The organism is Enterobacter sp. CM29 (assembly GCF_013179605.1).
GTDB lineage: Bacteria > Pseudomonadota > Gammaproteobacteria > Enterobacterales > Enterobacteriaceae > Enterobacter > Enterobacter intestinihominis.
The window spans coordinates 1-2,575 of sequence record NZ_JABMCU010000308.1 but is presented as its reverse complement, the minus strand read 5'-3'; the positions used below and the strand labels follow the sequence as shown (position 1 = coordinate 2,575).

At 59.1% G+C, this 2,575-nt stretch carries 3 protein-coding genes; all 3 read left to right on the top strand.

The window, feature by feature from the left end; translation table 11 throughout:
• Nucleotides 1-70 precede the first annotated feature (70 nt).
• The 3 genes from HP459_RS22335 (at nt 71) to HP459_RS22325 (ending at nt 2,119) form a co-directional block, all read left to right on the top strand.
• Nucleotides 71-730 carry an AAA family ATPase gene (locus HP459_RS22335; RefSeq protein WP_105816253.1) on the top strand — a complete coding sequence of 220 codons (660 nt, stop codon included), beginning with the start codon at nt 71-73 and terminating at the stop codon, nt 728-730.
• 14 nt (nt 731-744) lie between these two features.
• A complete protein-coding gene (locus HP459_RS22330; RefSeq protein WP_105816254.1) occupies nt 745-1,011 on the top strand; it encodes a CopG family transcriptional regulator in 267 nt (88 codons plus the stop codon).
• A 64-nt stretch (nt 1,012-1,075) separates the two neighbouring features.
• Complete coding sequence (locus tag HP459_RS22325) at nt 1,076-2,119, top strand: replication protein RepA (protein ID WP_105816255.1); 1,044 nt, start codon at nt 1,076-1,078, stop codon at nt 2,117-2,119.
• The last annotated feature ends 456 nt before the right edge of the window (nt 2,120-2,575 follow it).

Sequence of the window (2,575 nt, the reverse complement as noted above, 5' to 3'; positions counted from 1 at the left end):
CCTATTGACTTCACTTTGTTGTCGGTGCGATGATTTCAAAGGTAATTTAATATCCATTTAAGGTGCTAACGTGATTGTTACGATAGGCAACACCAAGGGCGGCGTCGGCAAGACCACACTTGCGGTTCAGCTCGCTATCGCTCGTGCGCTAGCTGGCCGCGATGTTTGGCTGATTGACGGCGACCGCCAAGGGACGGCGGCCGCCGCCATTGCTGCGCGGGCAGAGAGCAGCCGACGGCCAGGAATCGCCTGCGCGCAGTACGCTGACGGTCCGGCGTTGCGCGGCCAGGTGCAGCAGCAGCGCGACAAGTGGCAAGACATCATCATCGATGCCGGCGGCCGAGACTCGACGGCGTTACGGGCGGCGCTGATCCTGTCGGATGTGCTACTGGTGCCATTCGCTCCGCGTTCCTATGACGTGTGGGCACTCGATGACATGGCAGCACTGGTCGATGAGGCGCGGAGCGTGCGCGACGGTCTGCGTTGCTATGCCGTGATGAATCAGGCTGACCCCGGCGAACATTCGGCCGATAACGCTGATGCGGCGGCCGCCGTGGCCGATGTTCCCCAGTTCGAGTACCTGGCGACTCCGATTCGGCGGCGCAAGGCGTTCAGCAACGCCGGCGGAGCCGGTCTAGCGGTGTCCGAGCTGACGCCGCGTGATCCGAAGGCGATCACGGAAATTAAAAATCTAGTTTCATCTGTTTTTAATATCCAAGTAATCGCCTAAAAGGAGTGATAGAAATGTCTATCCAACGTAAGCCAAAATCAACGAATGCAGCCGCAGATGCTTTCATCCAAGGGGCTCCTGACGCCGGTTCGGCTGCGGCTACGCCGACGGTCTATGAGAAGGGCATCCCGAAAGGTCATAAGCGGCAGATCACCTTGACCATTGCCCCCGAGCTGTTGCGGAAGGTGGACGACGTGGCCAAGCGGACCGGCCAGGCCCGTGCGGCGGTCATCAACATGGCAATTTTCCGTGCCCTAGAGGGTGATATTTTTCAGAGCTAAAGGATATTAAAATAATATCCTTTTAATATCCATAGGGGCTTATTTAGCTGCTAAAGGGGCATGTATGGCAGAGAGAAAAGGCGGTCTGATCCGGATCGGCGACGTCCTTGACGATGGTTTCATGGCTCGCCTCGATCCCGAAGGGCCGGTGAAGCACGTAGCCAAGAAATCGGCCGCAAAGGCCCTCGGCAAGAAATCAGCCGCCAGAGCCACGCTCACGCAGCAGGAAGGGAAGTTGATTGAGGTTGGCGCAGAAATCGCGACGACCCCGCCGAGCGGCGAAGACATGGCCTTTACTCATGCCGTCTTGTGCCAGGTCGGCTTGCCGCGCGCTAAGGTCGACGGCCGCGAATTTATGCGTCAGTCCGGCGCGGCATGGATGAACGTGCAGGCCGGTTACCTGGACGAGGGGAGGGGACCTGTATTGCAGCCAATCCCTTACGGCGTTATGCCACGGCTTGCACTGGCCTGGGTGTCCACCTTCGCCGTGCGGAACAAGGTGCAGGAAATCCCCATCGGTGACAGTGCAGCCGAGTTCTTGCGACTGATGGACATGGACGACCAAGGCGGACGCTACACGACGCTACGGCGGCAGATGCATGCCCTAGCTGCGTGCCGACTGCAACTCGGGCTCAAGGGGCGAACCTACAATGGGCAGCCGGTCAAGCAATTCGACGCTTGGTTATCGAACAAGGAGACGCAGCAGCGTGCGCTATGGCCGGGCGTCATGGTGCTATCAGAGGAATATTTCTCGTCGCTGATGGATAGTGCAGTACCGCTCGACAACCGTGCTCTTTTGGCCCTGAAAGGCTCCTCGCTGGCCTTGGACGTCTACGCCTGGCTGGCCCATCGCCTGCATCGCATCGAGGGCAGGGGCGTTCCCTTGCGCTGGACGGTGCTGCGCGAGCAGTTCGCACAGGAGTACACCGGCAAAGACCCGGACAAGGATTTCAAGAAGGAGTTTTTGCCGGCGCTCAAAAAAGTTCTGGCCGTGTATCCACAGGCCCGTGTGAGGCGCCTTGAGAAGAAGGACGGCACCAATGGGCCAGGGCTGCTGCTGCTGCCGTCTCCGCCGCCCATCCCTTACAAGGGTGGGCCGACTCGATGACTTCCCGTTAGATCGCCCCCCCTTTGAGTCGTTGCTCAGAAGCTATGGGGCTTTCCGTAAAATGTTGATCTACGGAATTTTGTGGCCGGCGATCGACTGGAAAGGGCCGGTGCACAACCCTGTGAACTGGCGAAGTTATCCACGATAGATCGCCCCCCCCATTCCGATAGATTCCCCCCCTTGGTTCCGATAGATTGCACCCCCTTTGCATCGTTAGATCGCCCCCCCCCTAAACCTGTAAGGTTTAGCCTTTAAAAAATCCTATAAATCTTTCTGGTAATTGGAGGCCCAAATCAGTGGAAAACTCCAGCAACTACTCAGACTGATCCGCTGTAGCGCCCTACAGGCGCGCCTACCCTCCGCGCTTCGCGCTTCGCCCCGTCGCCTTCGGCGCCGGCCTGCGTCTCCGACGGGGCACCCCTACGGGGTTCCCCCGGCTTCGCCGGCTCCCCCTCC

Bases quoted from the DNA above. Each gene is read 5' to 3' on its own strand.
- HP459_RS22330 (WP_105816254.1), top strand. From the start codon at position 745: ATGTCTATCCAACGTAAGCCAAAATCAACGAATGCAGCCGCAGATGCT.
- HP459_RS22325 (WP_105816255.1), top strand. From the start codon at position 1,076: ATGGCAGAGAGAAAAGGCGGTCTGATCCGGATCGGCGACGTCCTTGAC.